Genomic DNA, 21669 nt, shown 5'->3' with positions numbered 1-21669 from the left:
GCGGCGGCGGAGGGCCGGCATAGCAAACAACATACGAGAGCAACTTCGGCGGAATCTAGCACGCTTGAGGTTGCTCTTTATATTTCGGCGGTGTACGTATCCTGTTATAATAGGAGGTATTCCATTCGAGTGACTGACAGCGCTTACAATGGAAGAGGGGGCAAGTGCATGTTCAGACATACGAAGGTGTTTCGCAATTTCCTGATCTCCTATTTAGTCATTCTCGCCATACCGAGCGTCGCCGGCTACATGTCTTATCGCACCTCGATCAACGTCACGACGTCGGTGTCGATCGAAAACAGCGTCACGCAGCTGCAGAAAAGCAAAGAATTGTTAGAACGCCGGATGGCGGAGGTGGAAGGCCTCACCAGGCAGTTGGCGATCAACCAGGACCTCGCCGTCCTGATCAACGAGAAGGCGACCCAAGAAGGCGTCAACGTCTACGGCATTTGGAAAATGATGCGCGACGTCACGGCCGTCGGTCAAACGAACGATTTCCTGCGGCATTTCTACATTTACCTTCAAAACTATAACGTCGTATTAGCGCCGGGCTCCGCGTACTTTCGACCTGAGCATTATTACGCGATCTATCATTACGCCGATCTCCCGTTCGAGGATTGGCGGAAGCAAGTGCTCGACACGACGCATCGAAGCGAGCTGATCCCGCTGAAGGAATTCGTCTCGGGCACGCAGCGCACGTCCGTTATTACGTACATGCAATCGCTTCCGCTCGACAGCTTCCACGACACGTCGCCCGCGGTCGTCGTCGTCGTCATCGACGAAGATGCGATCGCGAGCCTCTTATCCGGCATCACCGACCGGTACGGCGGCTGGGTTCGCGTCGGCGACGAACAAGGGGTCGTCGTCAGCTTGACGGGCATCGAAGAGCCGGCGGTCGCGGCGATGGCGGCGGACTCGCGGTTCGACGCGGAGCGGGTCAGTCAATTTTACGAAGACGATCTCGTCATCACGATCCGATCCGAGAAGAACGGCTGGGTGTACCAGGCGGGCATCCCGAGGGAGGCGCTGCTCGAGAACGCGAACAAAATCAAGTCGATCACGTGGACCGTGACGGGCATCGCGCTGTTCGCCGGACTATTGGTCGGATTGGTGCTGGCTTATCGAAACAGCGCGCCGATCCATCGGATGCTCACCGTCTTCGGACAGGAGGGGAAAACCGGGCGCAACGCATTCGACTTCCTGCAAGGCAACATCGCCGAGATGATCACGAACAACCGGAAGCTCGAATCGGAGCTTCGCCGGCAGCAGCCGCTCGTCCGCGATGCGTTCTACAAACGTCTGATCGCCGGCGAATTCCAGACGCGCGAGGAGATCGTCGCCGCGGCGGTGCAATCGGGCGCGGGTTTAAGCGGCGACGCGGGGTTCGTCGGTATCGTGCAGATCAACGGCTATTCCGGGATGAACGACGTTCAGGTGCTGAACGAGCTGAGCGCGGCGCGCCTCATCCTGAAGCAGACGATGCTCGAACTGGCCGGACCGGTGCCGATCACGGAGCTGGGCGCGGACAAGTCCGTCGTAATGCTGCTTTCCCAGGAAGGAAGCGAAGGCGCGTTCGACCGCGATCAAGCGGATGCGCTGTTCCGGCATCTGTCCGAGCTGCTCTTCCGCGAGTATAAAATTTCCGTCTTCGCCGCGGTCGGCAATCCGTTCGCTTCGATTACGGACGTCAGCCTCGCGTACGAGCAGGCGAAGCTGGCGCTCGAACGCGCCGACCCGGCGCGGACGAACGACAAATCCGTCGTCTGGTACGGCGAGACGAAGCCGGAGAGCGATACGTATTATTATCCGCTCGACGTGGAACTGCGCCTCCTCGGCACGATCCGCGCCGGGGAACTCGAAGAGGCGAAGCGCATCGTTCGCATGATCGTGAGCGAGAACAAGGACGCCCGCGAGCTGTCGCCCGAGATGAAACAACAGCTGGCGTTAGAAATCAAGGGCACGCTGCTGAAGCTGCTCGATCAGAAGACGTTCCTGGAATCCGAGGCATCGGGCGACGTCAAAGCCCGAATCCTCGCGCTGCAATCGACGGACTCGCTCGACGCGTTCCACGCAGAGGTAGACGCGGTCATGGAGACGATGTGCCGAACGATCGCCAGCAAGAAAAACGACATGCACATCAAGATCGTCGAGCAGATCAAGTCGTTCGTCGGCGAGCGGTATTCCGATGCGGAGCTGACGTTGTACCGCATTGCGGAGCGGGTCGAGCGACCGGAGAAGTACATTTCGCAGCTGTTCAAGGAGGTGACGGGCACGAACTTGTCCGATCATCTGGAGCAGGTGCGCATGGACCGGGCGGTCGAGCTGCTGAAGGAGAGCGCCCACACGATCGACGAGATCGCGTCGCTCGTCGGATATAACAGCTCGCATTCGTTCCGTCGGGCGTTCAAGCGCGTGACGGGCGTGTCTCCGAGCGTCTATCGGCATTCCATCGAAGAGTAATCGTCGAATCGCTTCCGATTCAAGCGCCTCCCGAAACCGGGGGGCGCTTTCCTTTTTCCCATCGGAACTTTGGCCGTTCTTAGGAAGAGATGGACCCCCGAAATCGGCGTTATGGTACGTCGAACACCGGAATTGTACCTTACAGTCGGCCCGAACGATCGACTATGATCAATGCCAGAAGTAAGCGCTGTCAGCCTACTACATCGGTGATTCGTTGGGAGGGATCGTTTTGCAAGGGTTATGGGGGCAAGCCGTGAGAAGCTTTCGAACGCATTGGCAATTGTACATTCTCGTGCTGCCGCCGGTGCTGTATTTTCTGATTTTCAAATATTACCCGATGGCGAACGCGGCGTTGGCCTTTAAGGATTACAACGTCATGAAGGGGATCTGGGGCAGTCCGTGGGTCGGGTGGAAGCATTTCAATTTGTTCTTCGACAATCCGATGTTTTGGACGCTCGTGAAGAACACGCTGTTTCTGAGCTTCTATTTGTTGCTGGCGGGATTTCCGATCCCGATTTTGCTTGCGCTCATGCTGAACGAAGTGCGCAGCGCCCGCTTCAAGAAAGCCGTGCAGCTCGTCACGTTCGCGCCATACTTCATCTCCACCGTCGTCATGGTGTCGATCATTATGCTGTTCCTCGCGCCGAGGCTCGGGTTCGCGAATGTCGCGCTGCAGCAGCTCGGGCTGGAATCGGTTAATTTCCTCGGCGAGCCGAGCTTCTTCCGTTCGATCTACGTCTGGTCCGACATCTGGCAGACGGCCGGTTACGCGGCGGTCATCTATTTGGCCGCGCTCGCGGGCATCGATCCGACGTTATACGAGGCGGCGAAGGTGGACGGCGCGTCCCGGCTGCAGAAAATCATTCACGTCGATCTGCCCGGCATCCTGCCGACGATTACGATCATTCTTATTCTGAACGTCGGCAGCGTCATGTCGGTCGGCTTCGAGAAAATTTATTTGCTGCAAAACTCGCTGAACCTCGCGACGTCGGAAGTCATCGCGACTTACGTCTACAGCGTCGGGCTGCTGAACGCGAACTACAGCTTCGCGACGGCGGTGGGCTTGTTCAATTCCGTCATCAATCTCGTCCTGCTCGTCCTGGTGAACGGATTCGCGAAGCGCATATCGAACACCAGCATCTGGTAGGAAGGGGTAGACACCTATGGAATTGGCGACAACAACGACGAGGACGAAGCGGGCGATCCGCGAATCGGCGGGCGACAGGCTGTTCATGGCCGTCATCTACGCGATTCTGACGATCGTGCTCGTCATCGTACTGTATCCGCTCGTGTACATTCTCAGCAGCTCGATCAGCAGCCCGTCCGCGGTGACGTCCGGACAAGTGTGGCTTTGGCCCGTCGACGTCTCCTTCAGGGGATTCGAGGCGGTGTTGGGCACGCCCCAAATTATGCGGAGCTACGGCAACTCGCTGTTTTATACGGCGGCCGGCACGTTGATCAGCGTGACGCTGACGGTTATGCTGGCGTATCCCTTGTCGCGGACGACGTTGTTCGGACGGAACGGCCTTATGGCGTTCATCGCGTTCACGATGCTGTTCGGCGGCGGTCTTATCCCGACGTATCTCGTCGTGAGGGAGCTGGGGCTGATCGACACGCGCTGGGCGCTCCTCATCCCGAACGCGATCTGGGTGTGGCAGGTCATCATCGCGCGGACGTTCTTCCAAGCGACGATTCCGAGCGAGCTGTTCGAGGCGAGCGAGATCGACGGCTGCAACGACTGGCGCTTCTTGACGAGCATCGTGCTGCCGCTCTCGAAGCCGATCTTGGCCGTGTTGGTGCTCATGTACGCCGTCGGTCAGTGGAACGCGTATTTCGACGCGCTCATCTACTTGAAGTCGGATAAGCTGTATCCGCTGCAGCTCGTGCTGCGCAGCATCATCATCCAGAACAACAGCGCGGGCGTCATGGACCCGAGCATTCAGGTGGAGCGGGCGCAGCTCGCGGAGCTGCTAAAGTATTCATTGATCGTCGTGGCGACGCTGCCGGTGCTGCTCATCTATCCGTTCGTGCAGCGGCATTTCGTGCAAGGCATGCTGGTCGGTTCCGTGAAGGGATAACGCTCTGAACATGGGATCGGGCGACGGCAAGGTGGTGAGGACGATGTAGCCGGCCGAAGATGGATCGAGAAAAAAGGGGTATAATGGAATCCGAAATCGAAAGGGGAGCGTTACCCAGTGAAGAAGGTTGGACTCGGGTTATTAACGATCGTAATGGGATTAAGCGTCGTCCTGGCCGCATGCTCGAACGGCGGCTCCGACACGGCGGAAGGTTCCGCGGCGGGGCAATCGTCGGGTTCGGAAGCGCCGGCGGAGACGTCCGCGGGACCGGTGGAGATCAGCGTGTTCGCGGTGCAGGAGCAAGGCATCGACCTCGCGACGAACAAATTCACGAAGCATGCCGAGGAGATGTTCGGCATTACATTCGATTGGCAGACGATCCCGTCGGACGGGGCGAAGGAGAAGCGCCAAATCTCGCTCGCGAGCGGCGACTATCCGGACGCGTATATCCTGACGGCGTACATCGATCAATTTTCCCAAGCGGACGTTCTGAAATACGGCCAACAAGGCGTGCTCGTTCCGCTCAACGACTTGATCGATCAATACGCGCCGAACATTAAGGCGGCGATGGAATCCAATCCGGAGCTGAAGACGTTCAACACGGCGCCGGACGGCAACATCTACGGTCTTGTCGCTTACTCGCAGTGCTTCCACTGCTCGTATCCGAACAAGATGTGGATCAATACGGACTGGCTGGAAAAGCTGAACCTCGAGATGCCGACGACGCCGGAACAGTTCAAGAACGTATTGACGGCGTTCAAGACGCAGGATCCGAACGGCAACGGCCAAGCGGACGAAGTGGCGCTCAGCGGTTCGACGGAAGACTTCGGGGTGCGCGTCCTGCCGTTCCTTATGAACGGATTCGTGTACAACGACGACCGGAACTACTTGAACTTGAACGGCGGCAAGGTCGAGTCCGCCGCGATCAAGCCGGAGTGGAAGGAAGGCTTGGCGTACGCGAAATCGCTGTACGACGAAGGCTTGATCGACCCGGGCGCGTTCACGCAGAACGCTGAGGCGTTCAAGAAGATCGGCGAAAACGCGGGCGCGGAAATTCTCGGCGCCGGCGCCGGCATGCACCCCGCCATCTTCATTAACCTCGACGGGGAACGTTCGGCGCATTATAACCCGCTCCCGCCGCTGACGGGTCCGCACGGCTCCTTCGCGACGCATGACGCCGGCGGCGTATCGCCGGGCGCGAAATTCGCCATTACGAACAAGGCGAGCAAGGAAGCGCAGATCGCGTTGATCAAGCTGGCCGACTACATGTATACGCCGGAAGGGCAGACGAATGCGGCATCCGGCATGAAGGGCATCGACTGGGAAGATCCGGCGCCGGGCGACGCCGCGCTCGGGGAGAACGTCGAGCCGATGGTGAAGCCGATTCCGGCCAAGGAAGGCGAAGAGCCTCGCAACGCGGGCTGGAGCGGCATGGGCCACTTCTACATGCCGAAGGAGTATCGCGACAGCTGGGTGCAGGGCACGGACATCTACGACTCGGCGAACTACGAGCGACGTCTGTATCAGGCGACCTTATTGTACCAAGGCCACGAGCCGCAGGAGCTGTTCCCGATGTGGTCCGTCTGGGTCGATCCGGAGCAAGTCGACGAGCTGAGCATGCTGCAGACGAATATCAAGAAGTACATCGAGCAAAGCTCGCTGCAGTTCGTCACCGGCAGCAAGGACCTGAACGCGGACTGGGACGGCTACGTCAAAGGGCTTAAAGATCTCGGGCTCGACCGCTACCTGGAAATTCTGCAAGAAGCGTACGACGCTTCCGCGAAATAACGTACGTTACCAGGCGCCTGGTCATGCCGGAGCGCCTGGTTTTCTTTAAGGAGGGTCACCCCTATGAACTTGCAATCGCAAGCCGGCAAGCATGCGATCGTCGGGAACCGTCCGGCGCCCGATTTCTTCGAAGGCGCGCTGCTCGGGAACGGAGGCATGGGCGCTGTCGTCACGACGCGGCCAGATGCGGTCGTCGTCCGGTTCGGACATAACGACGTCTGGGACATTCGGATCGAGGAGCGGCATCGCGAGGAACTGGGGACGTTCGATTCCGTATTTGCGAAGCTTAAACAAATTCCGGAAACCTGTAAGTCGCTCGACGAGGATCCGTGGTACCGCGAATACGTTAAGATGGCCTGCGAAAATTATTCTTTCCCGTACCCGCGCCCGATGCCTTGCGGGTCGCTGCTGCTCGGCTTCGATCGACGGAAGGCGGAGCTGCTCGGACATCGCCTCGACATCGCGGACGGGACGTGCCGCGTATACTTCCGCGCGGGAGAGGCGGACGCGGCGCTCCGATTGTTCGTCGATCCGCGGGACGACGTGTTGTGGGCGACATGGGAAGCGCCGCCGAATAGCGGCGTCGCAGCCCCGTTCGATCGCGTCCGGCTGATTCCCGATCCCGAGACGCCGCCCGAGCTGCCGGTCTACGCCGCATCTTCGGACGACGCGGCGAAGCAGCTGTCGTTCCGGCAACGGCTGCCGCGCTCGATCGAGGCCCCCGATCCGCGGGACCGCGCGTTCCGGCTGACGGCGCGTGTTGGCGGGGGCGCGGCGTTCGCCGCCGGCGGCCGACCGCTGGAGGCGGCGATCGGAGCGGGGCAGGACTTCGTCCTCAGCGTCCGGCTCGATTCCGGCCTGGCCGCGGACGCGCCGGACGCCGCCGCGCCGATCGCCGCGACGACGACGGACGCGCGCGACGCCGCATTCATAGCGGCCTCATCGGATTGGGAAGCGTATTGGTCCCGCTCGGCGGTGGAGCTCGAGGACGAGCTGCTGGAGCGGACGTGGTACCGGAACCTATACTTCTTCCATTGCGCCGTAAAGCCGGAGGCGACTTGTCCGGGCTTGTTCGCCAATTGGAGCTACGGCAGGATCGGCGCCGATTGGCATGGCGACTATCATATGAACTACAATACGCAGCAGCCGTTTTGGGCGGCATTTTCCAGCAATCATGTCGACAAGCACCTCGCCTACGCCAATATGGTCGATCACGTGCTGCCCGTCAGCCGCCGATGGGCGCGCGAGTACTACGGCCTGCGGGGCGCGTACTTCCCGCATTCCGCTTACCCGGTCGAGATGACGATGATGCCGTACCCCGTCCCGCATTGGGGCTGGGAGGTATGCGAGACGCCGTGGACCGTGCAGAGCTTGTGGTGGCATTACGTATACACGATGGATCGGACGTTCCTTGCCGATCGCGCCTTCCCGGCGATGAAGGAAGCCGTCTTGTTTATGGTCGATTACATGACGCGCCCCGAAGCGCACGGCGAGGCATGGGGAGACGGCAAGTACCACGTGTTCCCGACGGTCGTGCCGGAGCTGTACGAGCTGACCCCGGGCTTTCGGAAAAATTACGATTGCATCGTCGATCTTGCGCTGACGAAGTTTCTGTTCCGCGCGTATCTCGAAGCTTGCGAAGCGCTAGGCTTCGCCGACGATTCGGCGGAGGCGGCGATCGGTGCGGAGGTGCGAGCCGTCCTGGACCGATTCCCGGCGTACCCGACGGCCGAATCCGCGCGAGGGACGGTGTTCGTCTCCGTGCCGGGGGAGGACCCGGAGGTCGTGTACAACGTGCCGAACGGGATCGTCACCGTCTTTCCCGGCGAGGACCACGGGCTTCATTCGAGTCCCGAGGAGTACCGAATCGCGCTCGATTCGTACCGCAATCACCGCAACGAAGGCGGGAACGAGCTGGTATTCTATCATCTCGCCGGGGCGAGGCTCGGCGCGCTCGATCTGGAGAGGTTCAAGCGGCAGATCGAATATTGTCTCTTGCCGAACGGCACGTGCACCGACCGGCTGCTCGAGTCCGGCGGCAGATATTCGGATACGACCGATTACGATTACATGTCGCGGATGGGGATCTGGTTCGAAAATTTCGCATTGCCCGCCGTCATTAACGAGTGTCTGCTGCAGAGCTACAACGGCGTGCTTCGCTTGTTCCCGAACTGGCCCGCCGAGAAGAAGGCAAAGTTTCGCACGATGCGGGCGCGGGGAGCGTTCCTCGTCAGCGCCGCTTTCGAGGACGGGACCGCGAAAGAGGTCGAAGTTTTCAGCGAAGCGGGAAGCGCGCTTCGGATGTACAATCCATGGGGAATGGAAGCGGCCGTCTGCTTGCTGCCGGACGGCAACGAAGCGCCGCTGACAGGAACCCTCTTCGAGCTGCCGACGGAATCCGGCCAGACGCTTCGCTTCTTCCGCCGTGCCTAATCTTGTACGCCGCCGATCATACATGATATATTGTGTGGAAAGGCGGTGGACGGATTCGCATGAGCGGGAAAATCAGCAGAGTCAACCTAACGGACGAAATTTATCGCATGATTAAAGAAGACATTCTCTCGAATCGGCTGAAGTCCGGCGAGAAGGTCAACATCGATCAGTTGGCGCGGACGCTAGAGGTGAGCAACATCCCGATACGCGAGGCGTTGTCGCGCCTGCAGTCGGAGGGCTTCTTGCACGTCGTGCCCTTCAAGGGCATGTTCGTCAATGGCATGAGCGAACAGGACCTGAACGAGCTGTTCGAAATTCGGCTGGCGCTGGAGCCGCTCGCTGCGGAGAAAGCCGCGCCGCGCATTCCGGACGAGGCGCTGGCGCGGCTCGAGCGCTTCATGGCGTCGCGTCGCGGCGACTTGCCGAACACGGCCGAGGGGCGGCTGAAGTTCGTGGCGGAGATGAACGAATCGGTGCACGGCGCGATTCTCGATTACTGCGGCAACGCGAATCTTCGCGGGGCGGTTAGGGGGTACATCGAACGAATCGAGCGGTATCTCGGCTTCATCCGACTCCATCTGGAGATGGACGATGCGGACGTGGAATGGCGCGAACACCAGGCGATCTTGGAACGGCTCGCCGCGCGCGACGCCGACGGCGCCGCCGACGCGATGCTCCGCCATCTCGAACGATCGCGGGAGCGTACGAACTTGAGGTTTCTGCAGACCAAGGACTAGGAACGGGAGGGCGGAGGAATGCGACTCGAAGGGAAAACCGCGATCGTGACGGGCGCCGGCTCCGGCATCGGCGAAGCGATCGCGGCGCTGTTCGCAAACCGCGGCGCGAACGTCGTCGTCGCGGATCGGAACGAAGCGGCCGCGGCCCGCGTTGCGCGGGAAATCAACGAGGGAAGCGGCCGGGCAATCGCGATTCGAACGGACGTCTCGCTGGACGCGGACGTGCGGAAGCTCGCGCGAGCGACGATCGATACGTTCGGCGCCATTGACGTAGTAGTGAACAACGCGTCGGTCATCCTCCCGGGACCGATTGAGCACGTAGAGGAAGCCGATTGGCAGCGCGTGATGGATAGTAACGTCAAGAGCGTCTTCTTGACGACGAAAGCATGCATTCCCGAGCTCCGGAGACGCCGGGGTTCGATCGTCAACCTGGCTTCGTTGAACGGATTGCTCGGGCAGCGGAACAATCCGGTGTACTCGGCCAGCAAGGGGGCGGTCGTCGCGCTGACGAAGTCGCTCGCGCTCGATTACGCCGCGGACGGCGTGCGGGTCAACTGCATCTGCCCGGCCGGCGTCATGACGCCGCTGCTGGAGGATTGGGTGGAGCGGCAGCCGGATCCGGCGGCGGCGGCGCGTTCGCTGGGCGAGATGCATCCGCTGGGCCGCTGCGCGACGCCGGAAGAAATCGCGAGAGCCGCGCTGTATTTGGCCTGCGACGATGCAGGGTTCGTCACCGGCGTCGCGCTGCCCGTGGACGGCGGGGCGTCGTTGGGGTATTAGGGTTTCTTTTTCTAAATAATCATACATGATATACGAAAATTTGGAGTGTGAAACCGCCATGAAAATCGTAAACGTCGAAAGCTTCGTCCTGCACGTGCCGCTCCACCCGCCGATTACCGACGCTATTAATTCGCCGACGCATTGGGGGCTGCCGGGCGTGCGCATTACGACCGACGAGGGCATCGTCGGGTACGGGTACACGGGCACGTGCGCCTATGGAGACGACTTGATCGCCGGCGCGATCGACCGGTATTATGCGCCCGTCCTGCTCGGGAAAGATCCGTTCATGGTCAAGGAGTTATGGGACGGCATGCGGTTCGGGCAGCTGCACTGGGTCGGACGCGCGGGCATCGCGCACATGGCGTTGGCCGCGGTGGACATCGCCCTCTGGGACATTATGTCGAAGGCGTCGAATAAGCCGTTATGGCAATACCTCGGCGGACACAAGTCGGAAGGGATCCAAGCGTACAATACGAACGGCGGATGGCTGAACTGGTCGAAGGAACGATTGCTTAAGGATATTACATCGTATGTGGAGCAAGGCTTCGCCGGGGTGAAGATGAAGGTCGGCAAGCCGGATCCGCGGGAGGACTTCGAACGCGTCAAGGCGGTGCGCGAGGCGATCGGGCCGAACATTATTCTGATGATCGACGTCAATCAGCAATGGAACGTCAATACGGCGATGACGTGGGGCAAGAAGCTGGAGCAGTTCGATCTGTTTTGGCTGGAGGAGCCGCTCAACCCCGACGACGTCGCCGGGCATCGCAAGCTCGCGCGGGAGCTGAACGTACCGATCGCGCTCGGCGAGCATGTATATACGAAATACGCGTTCCGCGACTATATCCAAGCCGAAGCGGTCGAATACGTGCAGGCGGATTGCACGCGGGTCGGAGGCGTCACCGAGTGGCTGCAGGTGGCGAACCTAGCGGCGGCGTACGATCTGCCGGTCGTTCCGCACGTCGGCGATATGGGGCAAATTCACCAGCATCTCGTGGCTGCGACGCCGAACGCGATCATGCTCGAATACATTCCTTGGATTCGCGATATTTTCGTAGAGCCCGCTACGGTGAAGGACGGCCGCTACGCGCTGCCGCAGCTGCCGGGCGCTTCTACGGAAGTGATTCCGAGCTGCTTCGAGAATTATCGCGTGCGATAAGTAGCCGAGCCGCTTCTCCATCGGGTATGATGGTAGACGAGTAAAGCGATTACATCCCTCGAGAGGAGCGGTACGATTTGGCGAACACAGGCGAATGGGAAAACGCGGAGCCGGGCGTGAAACGCAAAATTTTCGGCCCGGGGGAACGGCTGATGATGATGGAGGTCCATTTCGAGGAAGGGGCCGAGGGTTACGAGCACTCGCATCCGCATGAGCAGATGAGCTATTGCTTGAAGGGGCGCATCGAGTTTCGCATCGACGGCCGCGTCACCGTGCTGCAGGCGGGAGATACGATTACGATTCCCGGCGGGGCGAAGCACGGCGTGAAGGCGCTGGAGCCGTCGGCGCTGCTCGACGCGTTCACGCCGCTGAGATTGGACTTATTGAAGAGAGAATAATCGGACTCGCCGCCGAAGCGCGGCGGGCGGCGGGCGGTCCGAGATCGAATTTCGGGCCGCCTTTTTTTACTTCGCGCCTCCGAGCGCTCACTCTTCCCAGACGGATTCCAACGGCAAACCTCGCTCCGTGCGCGCCGCGTCTACGATGCGCTGGATGAACGAGGTCTTCGCTCTCGTGTACCCGTCGGGGTCCGCCGCGTACCGTTTCGCGAGTTCGCGCTTCAAAGCGCCGTACGCTTCGACCTCCGCCGGATGCGCCCGAAGGTAGTCTCGCAGCAGGATTTCGTTCCGCTCGTAGAATCCCTCTTCCGGCAGCAAATGCAAATGATGCGTGCGCGCGCCGGTTCCCGCCTCGCGGTAGAACAGATGCCTCCCGACCATCCCAGTTTTCTGATAGGCGTATCCCGCCTCGCGCAGCCGCTCCGCGTATTCCGCTTCGGAGAGCAGCGGCCGCGCGGCCGCGAACAGATCGAGAATCGGCTTCGCGGCTTGCCCCGGTACGGACGTGCTGCCGACGTGTTCGATCCGGGAGACGTTCGGAGCGAGCATGGCAAGCAGTCGTTCGCGTTCCGCCTCGAAGGCGGCCGGCCACACAGTGTTGTATGGGACGACGGCGACGGCATAGGGCTTCGATTCAGACATCTTGGACGCTCCTTTCGGTTTCAATTCGGAAGCGGCTGCGGTACTCCCTCGGCGGGCAGCCGGCGTACGCGCGGAACTGCTTGTTGAACGCGCTGAGCGACTGGAAGCCGCTCGATTCGGCGAGCTCGATCATCGGTTCGTCGGTCGAGCGGAGCAGATCCGTCGCGGTGTGCACCCGGAGTCGATTGATGAACGCTTGCGGCGAGAGGCCGGTCATCTTCCGAAATTCCCGGTATAACAGCGTTCGGCCGACGCCGGCGTCTTGGATCAGCCGCTCGCAGGCTGCGGGGTCGCGATAAGACTCCAGCAGCGGACCGACCCATTCGGCGGCTTCGACGCGTCTCGGCGATTCGCGCCCGGCGCCCGCCCGGCTTCGCGAAGCTCCAATGCGGCTCGAACGGACGGCAGAGGAAGACGTCACCCGGCTTGCCGTGATACGTACGGCCGCCGAACCGGTATTCGAGCTCGTCTTCGAGCAAGGCGCCGACCTCGAGGCAGTCGTGGATATGCAGCTCATGCGCTTCGTCCGTGCCGCGCCCGCGGAAGAACGCGAAGTCGCGCGACAGCCGGAACCGTTCTACGTACATGTCGGAATCACCTGATGTTCATTATAACGCTTATCGGCCGATTCCGTATACAAAACGACGAGTTTCGCGGGAGCTTCGGACGAGCGCCGGCGCGCCGAGGATGGTAGAGTGGGATGCATCGGAAGAAACGAATGAGGTGATCTTAGCAGTGCGGATTTACTTGATCGGTGCCGGCGTCATCGCCCGCGCGCATGCCGCGGCGGCGAAGCTGCCCGAGCCGGCGGCGCTCCGCGTCGCCGATCCGAATCCGGCGGCGCTCGAATCGTTCCGGGACGCGTATCCGGAGGCCGCGGCGTTCGACGACGCGGCGAAGATGCTCGCCTCCGAGCCGGCGCGCGACGACGATATCGTCATCGTGGCGACGCCGCCGTTCCTGCATCTGACGGGGTACGGCTCGCGTTCGGCTCCGGCCGCCACGCGTTGTGCGAGAAGCCGCTCGCGATGAACGTCGACGAGGCGGAGGAGATGGAGCGACTGGCCGCGGAGCGCGGCCTCTTGCTCGGATGCTGCGCGGTGCGGCACAAGGGCAAGGGCATGCTGCATAACGAAGCGGTCAAGCGCGCAGTGCAATCGGGCGTCTTAGGCGAAATTTACCACGCGACGTTCGTCAACAAGTGGGAGCGCAGCCGCGCCGGCATCGAATACCAGCCTCAGAGCCGCTGGTTCCTTGAACGCGCCCGCAGCGGCGGGGGGATCGCCATGGATTGGGGCCCTTACGACATCTCGACGCTGGTAGACGTCTTGTCGCCGTCCTCGATCGACATCGCCGCCGCGTGGACGGCGAAGCCGGAGACGGCCGCCGATCCGACGGACGTCGTCTACGACGTGGAGCATCATATCGGCGCGTTCCTGTCGTTCCGGCGCAACGGCGCTCGCGCGGTCGCGGTCCATTATGAGCGCGGCACGTGCACGCACGGCCAAGAGACGTTCCTCGGCGAAATCGAAGGGACCCGGGGCGCTGTCCACTGGACGCCGTACGATTCTAGGCAGCCGGTGGTTTTGCGGACCGATCGGGACGGGAAGGTCGTCGAAGAAGTCGTCGACCCGGGTCCGCGCGGACCGTTCACCGTTATGGACCTCCCGCTCGTACACTTTTATAATCGCATTCGCGGCCTGCCGTCGCTGGCGAACGTCAACGGCCGCGCGCTGGACCATTATCGGTTCATCCGTAGCTTGTACGATTGTGCGGAAACCGGGGAGCGCCGGACGATCGGCATCGAGGAGGCGTAGGGATGAAAGCGAAGGGCATCTCATCGAATATGTACGGGTGGGTCGAGCGATGGAAGGCGGACGGGAAGGAGCCGACGTGGGAGAGTCTGTACGAGGCTTGCGCCGAGGCGGGACTCGACGCGGTCGAGACGGACGCGACGCCGGAGAAGCTGGCGCTCGTCCGCGCGGCCGGGCTCGCCGTCTCCGCCTCGTACGTCGGGGTCGCGCTGCACGGCGAATACGACGCGTTGGAAGCGGAGGTGCTGCCGTTCGCGGAGCGTCTCGCCGCGGCGGGCGGCATCGATCTGATCGTGAACACCGATCCGTACGGCGGCTGGAAGGCGCCGCTTCCGCGGTCGGAAAGCTTGCTCCGGCGGCAGGGCGAACATCTGTCCCGGTTAGCCGAGCGCGCCGGCGCGCTCGGGCTGCGGCTGAGCCTTCATAACCACGCCGCGGAGCGGGAGCGGGCGCTCGCCGACCTGCGGACGGTCGCGGAATACGCCGACGCCGCCGTCGGGCTGTGCGTGGACACGGGCTGGGCGCACGTCGCCGGCTGCGACCCGATCGAGTGGGTGATGCAGTACCCGGAGCGCGTATACGCGGTCCATCTGCGGAACCAACGCGGGCGGACGCCGACGGAGGATTTGCTCGAAGGCGACGTCGACCTCGCGGCTTTCGTCGAAGCGTTGCACGCGGCGAATTACGGCGGCTGGCTGGCGATGGAGCTATGGCATCCGCCGGAGACGCGGCCGGTTCGCACGATGACCGGGGACGTTGCGCGCTCGGTCGCTTGGCTGCGCGAAATCGCCGGCCAATAAGCAAGTAGCCCCGCCAGGAAGCGCCGCGGACGTTCATCCGCGGCGCCTCGGCGGGGCTTCTTCATGCTACGTGGCGCTTTGCCGACGACCGGCCCCCCCGACCCGAAGCGCGCGAACGATCTGCTCCGCGGCATGTTCGAGCAGCGGCTCCGCGCGATCCATCGCCTCCGCGAGGCTCATCGGCCCGTTCGCGAGGCTGAACACCGCTTCGATGCCGTGCGGGTACAGCGCCTCGATACCGGGTCCGACGGAGCCGGCGATCGCGATCGTCGGCACGCCCGCCTTGCGCGCCTCCTGCGCGACGCCCATCGGCGTCTTGCCCGAAGCGGTCTGGCTGTCGATCCGGCCTTCGCCGGTAATGACGAGGTCGGCGTCCCGGAGCGCGTCTCGGAACGGCGACGCATCGAGCACGACGTCGATGCCGCGGCGCAGCTCCGCCGGGAAGAAAGCCAAGAACGCCCCGCCGAGGCCGCCGGCCGCACCGGCGCCGGGCAAGTCGTGCAGCCGAACGCCGGTAAACCGTTCGACGACGTCCGCCCAGGACGCCATGTTGCGTTCCAGTTCTTCTACGTCTTCCGGAGTCGCGCCTTTCTGGGGCCCGAAGACGCGGGTCGCGCCGCTCGGCCCGAGCAGCGGGTTGGACACGTCCGAGGCGAGCACGAACCGCGACTCGGCGATGCGCGGGTCCCACGCCGCGCCGTCGATCGCCGCGATGCGCGACAGCGCCCCGCCGCCGGGACCGACCGGCGCGCCGTCGACATCGAGCAGCCGCAGGCCGAGCGCCTGCAGCATGCCGGCGCCGCCGTCGTTCGTGGCGCTGCCGCCGACCGCCAGAATGAAGTCGCGGCAGCCTTCGTCGAGCGCCGCCCGAAGGAGCTGCCCGGTGCCGTAGGACGTGGCGAGCAGCGGGTTTCGCCGATCCGCGTCGACGAGGCCGAGCCCCGACGCCTTCGCCATCTCGATGACGGCCGCGCCGCTTCCCGAGAGAACGCCGAATTCGGCCTCGACCTCGTCGCCGAGCGGTCCCCTCGCTCGCACGGGCACCCGCCTGCCGCCTGCGGACGCCAACAAGCTGTCCAACGTCCCCTCGCCGCCGTCGGCGATCGGCACCTTGGCGATGCGCGCGTCCGGGAGGACGCGGCGTACGCCTCTTTCGATCGCGTCCGCGGCGGCCTCCGACGACAGACAACCTTTGAACGAATCCGGTGCGATGACGATGTTCACGGACCCACGCTCCTTACCTTTTTTTGGCGATTATAGCACGAACGGCTATAATCTATATACAACTAGTATCGTTGGGATAGGGAGGCGCATGCACTTGAATATCGGATTTATCGGAACCGGGGTCATGGGGAGGAGCATGGCCGGGCATCTGCTCGAGGCGGGGCACCGGCTGCACGTGTACACCCGAACGAAATCGAAGGCGGAGGAGCTGCTCGCCCGGGGAGCGGCATGGCATGAGTCGCCTGCGGCGTTGGCGCCGGCCTGCGACGTCGTCATTACGATGGTCGGCTACCCCTCGGACGTCGAGGCGATATATCTCGGGGAGGGCGGCCTCGCGGCGAACGCGAAGCCGGGCGCGACGCTGATCGATATGACGACGTCGAGCCCCGCGCTGGCGCGGCGCATTCACGCCGCCGCCGCCGAACGCGGCGTCGAGGCGCTGGACGCCCCGGTGTCCGGCGGCGACGTCGGCGCGCGGGAGGCGCGGCTGTCGATCATGGTCGGCGGCGGGCAAGCGGCGTTCGACGCCATGCGGCCGATCTTCGCCGCGCTCGGCAAGAACGTCGTGCGGCAAGGCGGGCCGGGCGCGGGGCAGCATACGAAGATGTGCAATCAAATCGCGATCGCGAGCGGCATGCTGGGCGTGTGCGAGGCGCTCGCGTATGCGAAGCGAGCGGGACTCGATCCGAGCACGGTGCTGGCGAGCATCGAGTCGGGGGCGGCGGGCAGCTGGTCGCTGAGCAATCTCGCCCCTCGCATCATCGCGGGCAACTTCGAACCGGGCTTCTATGTAAAACACTTCATCAAAGACATGAAGATCGCTCTGGACAGCGCGGAGGAGATGGGGCTCGAGCTGCCCGGACTGGATCTCGGGCGGACGTTGTACGAGCGGCTGAGCGACATGGGCTTCGCGGAGAAGGGCACGCAATCGCTGTATAGGCTTTACGAGCGGTAAGCGGCGGAAAGCATCCGAACGGGACGATGTCGCTTTCCGATGGAGCGAAGGAAGCAAGTACAACAAGAGGGGCCTCCATAACGGAGAGCCCCTCTTTACAATGCAGAAAATAAAAAACACGACCATCATCAGGTCGCATTCCGAATTTTGACAGTTCTTAACTAAACTAGAGTACCCTCGGCCTCTATAATATTAGTATAACTCGACAGAAAGTATAAGTCTATATTTTTTTTGCCCGTTCGGCTATATTTTTTAAGCAATCCACACATAGACCGAAGGAGGCACGGCATTGGAACCGATCATAACGTTGAACGGGATCGAAAAGACGTTCAAAGTGGCGAGGCGCGCCGCAGGGTTCAAGGAAGCGGTCAAGGCGCTGTTCGCAAGGGAGTATGCGCGGGTCGAGGCGCTGCGGGACATATCCTTTTCTATAGGGGAAGGGGAAATCGTCGGCTACATCGGACCGAACGGCGCCGGCAAGTCGACGACGATCAAGGTCATGAGCGGCATCATGGTGCCGGACGCCGGCGCCTGCAACGTCATGGGATTCACGCCTTGGAAGGAACGGACGGCGTACGTGCGCAACATCGGCGTCGTCTTCGGCCAACGCTCCCAGCTGTGGTGGGACGTGCCTGTCGTCGATTCGTTCGATCTGCTGCGGGACATCTACAACACTCCAGAGAATCACTACCGGGAAAATGTTTCTTCGCTTACGGAAGCGCTCCAACTGAACGATATCCTTCACACCCCCGTCCGTCAGCTCAGCCTCGGCCAGCGGATGCGGTGCGAGATCGCGGCTTCGCTGCTCCACAGCCCCAAGATATTGTTCCTGGACGAACCGACGATCGGGCTAGACGCCGTCAGCAAGCTTGCCGTGCGGCAGTTCATCAAGACGTTGAATAAGGAGCGCGGCGTGACGGTCATCCTGACGACGCACGACATGAGCGATATCGAGGCGCTGGCGGATCGGATCCTGATGATCGGCAAAGGCACGCTGCTGTATGACGGCTCGTTGCGCGCGCTGCGCAATCGGTTCGGCACGTACCGGACCCTCACCGCCGACTTTCGCGAGCACGACGCGCCGGTCGACGTTCCCGGGACGGAGCGGCTCTCTTGGTCTTCCGGACGCGCGGTGTACAGCTACGACAGCGAACGCGTTAGCATGGCGAGCGTCGTCACCGCTTTGTCGGAGCATGTCGAGCTGGTAGACGTAACCGTCGACGCGAAGCCGATCGACGAGATCGTCGTACAGCTGTATCGGGAGCACCGGATATGAGCGCGTACGTCTCCGTCTTAAAGCTGCGTTTCGTCACCGGCTTGCAATATCGGGCGGCCGCGCTCGCGGGCATCGCCACGCAGATCTTCTTCGGCTTCATTTTTATTATGGCGTATGTCGCTTTCTACGAGCACAGCGCCGTCGAACCGCCGATGCCGTTGGGCGATCTTGTCTGCTATATATGGCTGCAGCAGATGTTCCTCGGCTTTATCGCTCTATGGTTCCGGGATCAAGACATCTTCCATCTCATTACGAGCGGGAACATCGCGTACGAATTATGCCGGCCGTGCAGCATCTATCGGTTCTGGTACGCTAAGCTGCTCGCGACGCGGCTCGCAAGCGTCGCGCTTCGCTCCTCCCCGCTGCTAATCCTGGTCTTCTTGCTGCCGGAGCCGTATCGCATGAGCCTGCCGCCGACGTGGATCGCGTTCGCGCTGTTTCTCGTCTCGTTATTCCTTGGTCTGCTCGTCGTCGTGGCGATTTCGATGCTGATCTACGTCTCGGTGTTTTGGACGCTTTCCCCGGTCGGGTCGATTCTCATCATCGCGGTCGCGGGCGAGTTTTTGGCGGGCATGATTATCCCGGTGCCGCTCATGCCGGAATGGCTCCAAGGGATAGCGAGCGCGTTACCCTTCCGCTGGACGACGGACTTCCCGTTCCGCGTCTACTCCGGGCAGATCGGGACGGCGGAAGCGCTTCAAGGCATTCCGATTCAGTTGTTCTGGTTCGTCGCGCTCGTCGGCGTCGGGCGCGGACTGCTGCGCCGGGCGTTGCGCAACGTCGTCGTCCAAGGAGGGTGATCGGGATGAGACTTTACTTCAAGTATATGGCGATTCACTTCAAATCGCAGATGCAATATCGCACGTCCTTCTGGCTGCTGACGCTCGGGCAGTTTCTCGTTCCGTTCACGGTGTTCGCCGGGCTGTATCTGATGTTCGAACGGTTCGGCCAGTTGAAAGGATGGGGGTTTTTCGAGGTCGCGCTATGCTTCGGAGTCGTGCATCTGTCCTTCTCGCTAAGCGAATGCTTCGCCCGGGGCTTCGACGCGTTCTCGTCGCTCGTCGTCAACGGCGAGTTCGACCGCGTGCTCGTCCGGCCGCGAAGCACGGTCGTGCAGGTGCTGGGCTCGAAGTTCGAGTTCAGCCGGTTCGGTCGGATGCTTCAAGGGGCGGCCGTGTTAGCATGGGCAGTCGTCGGGGCGGACGTCGAATGGACGGTCGCGAAGGCGATCACGCTCGGCCTTATGGTGGCGGGGGGCGCGCTCATATTCACAGGCATCTTCATGCTTGCCGCGACGTTATGCTTCTGGACCGTGCAGGGGCTGGAGTTGGCGAACGTGCTGACGGACGGCGGTCGGGAGATGGCGAAGTATCCGCTGACGATCTACGAAAGGTGGGTGACCGTCATCTTCACGTTCGTCATCCCGTTCGGCTTGGTCAGCTACTTGCCGCTGTTGTACATTCTCGGCCGGGCGCCGGGCGGGTACGATGCGTTGTACGTCGCTATGCCGCTCGCGAGCGCGTTGTTTTTGCTGCCCTGCTTGCTCGTTTGGCGCTTCGGCGTTCGTCGGTACCGTTCGACGGGATCGTAGGAGCAGAGGTATACTCGAGCGAAAGCATGTTTTTATAAAGAGAGGGACTTTCGCGTGAAGCTTCGTTACAAAGAACTGAAACCGGAGGATGCGTTCCGGGTCGCGGAGATCGACCGCTCGGAGACGATCGAACGCACGTATGCCTTGACCGACGGGGCGTTAACGTCGACGCCGGCTCGCATCGAGAGTCCCTCCTGGGACGAGAAAGCGGCCCAAGAGATGATAGAGCGCTTCGCAAGGGAGTTGCTCGCAGGGGGGACGGCCGTCGGCTGCTTCGAGGGCGAGAGACTCGTCGGCTTCGGCGTCCTGTCGGGCGCCTTCCGCGGCGACCGCCGGGATCGCCTCGCCGTCGATCTGATGTACGTGTCGAGAAGCCATCGGAGACGGGGGATCGGTACGCGTATTTTGCGCGAGCTTTCCGCCGTCGCCGCGGACCGCGGAGCGAAGCAACTGTACATTTCCTCGACGGAGACGGAGTCGGCGGTATGCTTTTACCGCAAGAACGGCAGCGTGCCGACGCCCGAGGTCGATCCTGAGCTGTTCGAGAAGGAGCCTTACGACATCCATATGGTGATCAAATTATAGTAGGAACGAGCCGCAAGCCGGTAACCTTAAACATTCAACCATAAGGTTGACAATGGTTTTCCCGTTTTCGTATAGTGGACTTAGACAATTCTTAGGGGGACGAACGCGCATGCAAGCGTTAATCGAACGACTGTTTTCGCTCGACCGAGACGTTGCGAGCGAAGCGTTCCACGAGCTGATCCGACTGTCGGAGGAGCCTGTCGAGTGGGCGTACGACGCGTGGGATCGGCTGGCGCACGACTTGACGCACAAGGATAACCGCCGGCGCTCGCACGCTTCGCAATTGCTGTCCAACCTCGCGAAGAGCGACCCCGAAGGCCGGATCACGACCGTTTTCCCCGAGCTGCTAGAGGTGACGAAGGACGAGCGGTTCGTTACGGCGAGGCATTGCCTGCTGTCGCTGTGGAAGATCGCTTTGGTCGGTCCGGAACGGAAGCGGATGGTCGTGGAAGGCCTCGCCGGCCGGTTCCGCGAATGCGCGGGCGAGAAGAACGGCACGCTGATTCGGCATGACATCGTCGAGAGCCTGGGGAAGCTGTACGACGCGGACCCGGACGAAGCCGTGAAATCGCTCGCGCTCGAGCTGATCGAGCTCGAGGCGGATCCGAAATACCGCAAGAAATACGCCTCCGTTTGGAAGAAAAAGTGACCGAACCGAATCGCGCTTGACCGGACTCGGAATATGTTGTAAATTGATTCCCAACCATCAATACTTGAGACTATCAACAGCCTCGACCAAGGACATGAGATTCCAAGTACGGCGATGCAGAGAAGAGACCCCCGGCTGCAAGGTCTCTCGCCGCAGGAAGCTTTCCCGCCTTGCGAGCTGCAGCGGGGAACGTACGAGTATCCGCTGCCGGCGCCGACCGTTATCGATACGAGCATCGCCCTTCGGCGGTGAAATTAGGGTGGTACCGCGACGCATTCGTCCCTGAACGAATGCGTCTTTTTG

22 protein-coding genes and 1 pseudogene are annotated in these 21669 nt (G+C 61.9%); 19 read left to right on the top strand and 4 right to left on the bottom strand.

What is annotated here, in order from left to right:
- The first annotated feature begins 168 nt into the window (after nt 1-168).
- The 9 genes from RIN49_RS13445 to RIN49_RS13405 all read left to right on the top strand — a co-directional run bounded on the left by RIN49_RS13445 (nt 169) and on the right by RIN49_RS13405 (nt 11830).
- Complete coding sequence (locus RIN49_RS13445) at nt 169-2460, top strand: helix-turn-helix domain-containing protein (RefSeq protein WP_309120685.1); 2292 nt, start codon at nt 169-171, stop codon at nt 2458-2460.
- Between the two features lie 229 nt (nt 2461-2689).
- Entirely contained in the window at nt 2690-3607 is a 918-nt protein-coding gene (locus RIN49_RS13440; RefSeq protein ID WP_309120684.1) for an ABC transporter permease, read from the top strand.
- 16 nt (nt 3608-3623) lie between these two features.
- Nucleotides 3624-4538: a carbohydrate ABC transporter permease gene (locus RIN49_RS13435; RefSeq protein WP_309120683.1), complete on the top strand. Its 915-nt coding sequence runs from the start codon at nt 3624-3626 to the stop codon at nt 4536-4538.
- A gap of 117 nt (nt 4539-4655) precedes the next feature.
- Nucleotides 4656-6326: an extracellular solute-binding protein gene (locus RIN49_RS13430; RefSeq protein WP_375295247.1), complete on the top strand. Its 1671-nt coding sequence runs from the start codon at nt 4656-4658 to the stop codon at nt 6324-6326.
- A gap of 63 nt (nt 6327-6389) precedes the next feature.
- Nucleotides 6390-8759 (top strand): glycosyl hydrolase family 95 catalytic domain-containing protein, encoded by a 2370-nt coding sequence (locus tag RIN49_RS13425; RefSeq protein ID WP_309120682.1) that lies wholly within the window; start codon nt 6390-6392, stop codon nt 8757-8759.
- 59 nt (nt 8760-8818) lie between these two features.
- The gene (locus RIN49_RS13420; protein WP_309120681.1) at nt 8819-9496 is read left to right on the top strand and encodes a GntR family transcriptional regulator; all 678 of its coding nucleotides are present in this window, start codon (nt 8819-8821) and stop codon (nt 9494-9496) included.
- Nucleotides 9497-9514: 18 nt separating this feature from the next.
- The gene (locus RIN49_RS13415; protein ID WP_309120680.1) at nt 9515-10276 is read left to right on the top strand and encodes an SDR family NAD(P)-dependent oxidoreductase; all 762 of its coding nucleotides are present in this window, start codon (nt 9515-9517) and stop codon (nt 10274-10276) included.
- A gap of 58 nt (nt 10277-10334) precedes the next feature.
- Nucleotides 10335-11432 carry a mandelate racemase/muconate lactonizing enzyme family protein gene (locus RIN49_RS13410; protein ID WP_309120679.1) on the top strand — a complete coding sequence of 366 codons (1098 nt, stop codon included), beginning with the start codon at nt 10335-10337 and terminating at the stop codon, nt 11430-11432.
- A 77-nt stretch (nt 11433-11509) separates the two neighbouring features.
- Nucleotides 11510-11830 (top strand): cupin domain-containing protein, encoded by a 321-nt coding sequence (locus RIN49_RS13405; protein ID WP_309120678.1) that lies wholly within the window; start codon nt 11510-11512, stop codon nt 11828-11830.
- An 87-nt stretch (nt 11831-11917) separates the two neighbouring features.
- On the opposite strand, the gene RIN49_RS13400 is transcribed toward RIN49_RS13405, so the two are convergent.
- The 3 genes and pseudogenes from RIN49_RS13400 to RIN49_RS28795 form a co-directional block, all read right to left on the bottom strand.
- Nucleotides 11918-12472 (bottom strand): GrpB family protein, encoded by a 555-nt coding sequence (locus RIN49_RS13400; protein ID WP_309120677.1) that lies wholly within the window; start codon nt 12470-12472, stop codon nt 11918-11920.
- Nucleotides 12465-12893, bottom strand: coding sequence for a helix-turn-helix domain-containing protein (locus tag RIN49_RS13395; RefSeq protein WP_375295250.1), 429 nt, complete (start codon nt 12891-12893; stop codon nt 12465-12467). The genes RIN49_RS13400 and RIN49_RS13395 overlap by 8 nt, the downstream gene beginning before the upstream one ends.
- A 25-nt stretch (nt 12894-12918) precedes the next feature.
- Nucleotides 12919-13059: pseudogene (locus tag RIN49_RS28795) on the bottom strand (hypothetical protein); the annotation flags it as partial.
- A gap of 136 nt (nt 13060-13195) precedes the next feature.
- Between RIN49_RS28795 and RIN49_RS13390 the strand changes: the two are divergent.
- From RIN49_RS13390 to RIN49_RS13380, 3 genes are read left to right on the top strand one after another with little or no spacing between them, the layout of a single operon-like run.
- Nucleotides 13196-13504, top strand: coding sequence for a Gfo/Idh/MocA family oxidoreductase (locus RIN49_RS13390; RefSeq protein ID WP_309120675.1), 309 nt, complete (start codon nt 13196-13198; stop codon nt 13502-13504).
- Entirely contained in the window at nt 13501-14289 is a 789-nt protein-coding gene (locus RIN49_RS13385) for a Gfo/Idh/MocA family protein (protein ID WP_309120674.1), read from the top strand. The genes RIN49_RS13390 and RIN49_RS13385 overlap by 4 nt, the downstream gene beginning before the upstream one ends.
- Before the next feature lie 2 nt (nt 14290-14291).
- Nucleotides 14292-15086, top strand: coding sequence for a sugar phosphate isomerase/epimerase family protein (locus tag RIN49_RS13380; protein WP_309120673.1), 795 nt, complete (start codon nt 14292-14294; stop codon nt 15084-15086).
- 66 nt (nt 15087-15152) lie between these two features.
- On the opposite strand, the gene RIN49_RS13375 is transcribed toward RIN49_RS13380, so the two are convergent.
- Entirely contained in the window at nt 15153-16310 is a 1158-nt protein-coding gene (locus RIN49_RS13375; protein WP_309120672.1) for a glycerate kinase, read from the bottom strand.
- Between the two features lie 94 nt (nt 16311-16404).
- Between RIN49_RS13375 and RIN49_RS13370 the strand changes: the two genes are divergently transcribed.
- From RIN49_RS13370 to RIN49_RS13340, 7 genes are all read left to right on the top strand, one after another.
- Nucleotides 16405-17265: an NAD(P)-dependent oxidoreductase gene (locus tag RIN49_RS13370; protein WP_309120671.1), complete on the top strand. Its 861-nt coding sequence runs from the start codon at nt 16405-16407 to the stop codon at nt 17263-17265.
- A 298-nt stretch (nt 17266-17563) separates the two neighbouring features.
- Nucleotides 17564-18541 (top strand): ABC transporter ATP-binding protein, encoded by a 978-nt coding sequence (locus tag RIN49_RS13365; protein WP_375295249.1) that lies wholly within the window; start codon nt 17564-17566, stop codon nt 18539-18541.
- A complete protein-coding gene (locus RIN49_RS13360) occupies nt 18538-19341 on the top strand; it encodes an ABC transporter permease (RefSeq protein ID WP_309120669.1) in 804 nt (267 codons plus the stop codon). The genes RIN49_RS13365 and RIN49_RS13360 overlap by 4 nt, the downstream gene beginning before the upstream one ends.
- A gap of 5 nt (nt 19342-19346) precedes the next feature.
- On the top strand, nt 19347-20132 hold the full coding sequence (locus RIN49_RS13355; RefSeq protein WP_309120668.1) for an ABC transporter permease: 786 nt from the start codon (nt 19347-19349) through the stop codon (nt 20130-20132).
- A gap of 54 nt (nt 20133-20186) precedes the next feature.
- Nucleotides 20187-20717, top strand: coding sequence for a GNAT family N-acetyltransferase (locus RIN49_RS13350; protein ID WP_309120667.1), 531 nt, complete (start codon nt 20187-20189; stop codon nt 20715-20717).
- A 109-nt stretch (nt 20718-20826) separates the two neighbouring features.
- Entirely contained in the window at nt 20827-21366 is a 540-nt protein-coding gene (locus RIN49_RS13345; protein ID WP_309120666.1) for a hypothetical protein, read from the top strand.
- A gap of 114 nt (nt 21367-21480) precedes the next feature.
- A complete protein-coding gene (locus RIN49_RS13340; protein WP_309120665.1) occupies nt 21481-21618 on the top strand; it encodes a hypothetical protein in 138 nt (45 codons plus the stop codon).
- The last annotated feature ends 51 nt before the right edge of the window (nt 21619-21669 follow it).

This window comes from Paenibacillus sp. (genome assembly GCF_031177825.1).
GTDB lineage: Bacteria > Bacillota > Bacilli > Paenibacillales > YIM-B00363 > Paenibacillus_AE.
This window is presented reverse-complemented; position numbering and strand designations above follow the sequence as displayed.

Bases quoted from the DNA above. Each gene is read 5' to 3' on its own strand.
- RIN49_RS13445 (WP_309120685.1), top strand. From the start codon at position 169: ATGTTCAGACATACGAAGGTGTTTCGCAATTTCCTGATCTCCTATTTA.
- RIN49_RS13435 (WP_309120683.1), top strand. From the start codon at position 3,624: ATGGAATTGGCGACAACAACGACGAGGACGAAGCGGGCGATCCGCGAA.
- RIN49_RS13425 (WP_309120682.1), top strand. From the start codon at position 6,390: ATGAACTTGCAATCGCAAGCCGGCAAGCATGCGATCGTCGGGAACCGT.
- RIN49_RS13420 (WP_309120681.1), top strand. From the start codon at position 8,819: ATGAGCGGGAAAATCAGCAGAGTCAACCTAACGGACGAAATTTATCGC.
- RIN49_RS13415 (WP_309120680.1), top strand. From the start codon at position 9,515: ATGCGACTCGAAGGGAAAACCGCGATCGTGACGGGCGCCGGCTCCGGC.
- RIN49_RS13410 (WP_309120679.1), top strand. From the start codon at position 10,335: ATGAAAATCGTAAACGTCGAAAGCTTCGTCCTGCACGTGCCGCTCCAC.
- RIN49_RS13400 (WP_309120677.1), bottom strand. From the start codon at position 12,472: ATGTCTGAATCGAAGCCCTATGCCGTCGCCGTCGTCCCATACAACACT.
- RIN49_RS13385 (WP_309120674.1), top strand. From the start codon at position 13,501: ATGAACGTCGACGAGGCGGAGGAGATGGAGCGACTGGCCGCGGAGCGC.
- RIN49_RS13380 (WP_309120673.1), top strand. From the start codon at position 14,292: ATGAAAGCGAAGGGCATCTCATCGAATATGTACGGGTGGGTCGAGCGA.
- RIN49_RS13360 (WP_309120669.1), top strand. From the start codon at position 18,538: ATGAGCGCGTACGTCTCCGTCTTAAAGCTGCGTTTCGTCACCGGCTTG.
- RIN49_RS13355 (WP_309120668.1), top strand. From the start codon at position 19,347: ATGAGACTTTACTTCAAGTATATGGCGATTCACTTCAAATCGCAGATG.
- RIN49_RS13345 (WP_309120666.1), top strand. From the start codon at position 20,827: ATGCAAGCGTTAATCGAACGACTGTTTTCGCTCGACCGAGACGTTGCG.
- RIN49_RS13340 (WP_309120665.1), top strand. From the start codon at position 21,481: ATGCAGAGAAGAGACCCCCGGCTGCAAGGTCTCTCGCCGCAGGAAGCT.